This is a genomic window from Nonomuraea sp. NPDC048916 (assembly GCF_040649575.1).
In the GTDB taxonomy this organism is placed as follows: domain Bacteria; phylum Actinomycetota; class Actinomycetes; order Streptosporangiales; family Streptosporangiaceae; genus Nonomuraea.
In genome coordinates, this window is sequence record NZ_JBEZFS010000206.1 from 1 (window position 1) to 485 (window position 485).

Annotated in this window: 1 pseudogene; it reads right to left on the reverse strand. The window is 70.9% G+C overall.

Annotated features, from left to right (window positions below):
- Window positions 1-80: 80 nt before the first annotated feature.
- Window positions 81-485, reverse strand: a pseudogene (locus tag AB0C16_RS40460) (amino acid permease); the annotation flags it as partial.

Consider the following 485-nt stretch of genomic DNA (forward strand, 5'->3'; position numbering starts at 1 on the left):
GGCATTTTCCTTTGGTACATGCGTCCGACGGTGTAAGGGTCGGCCGGAATGCGGTGGTGGGGGCGGCGGGTGGCGGCCCGTCAGGCGTCCGGGGCGGCCGACTTCTCGCGGGCCGTCATCACCGCCCTGTTGAGCGCCCACAGCCCGATGCCGATCAGCAGCAGGATTCCGGCCCGTACGTACACGTCGGAGCCCCGGTCGGCGAGCGGGCTCGCCAGGATCAGCGAGGTGAGCGCGCCGAGCACCGGAAGCGCCGTGGGCGTACGGAAGTGGCGGTGGGCCACCCGGTCCTTGCGCAGGACCAGCACGGCGATGTTGACCACGGCGAAGACGCAGAGCAGCAGGAACGAGGTGGTGTCGCCGAGCCCCTCGATCTCGCCGGTGGAGACCAGGCCGATCGCCAGGACGGAGACGAAGACGATCCCGACCCAGGGGGTGCGCCGGCCCGCCAGCACCTTGCCCATCGCGGGCGGCAGGATGCGTTC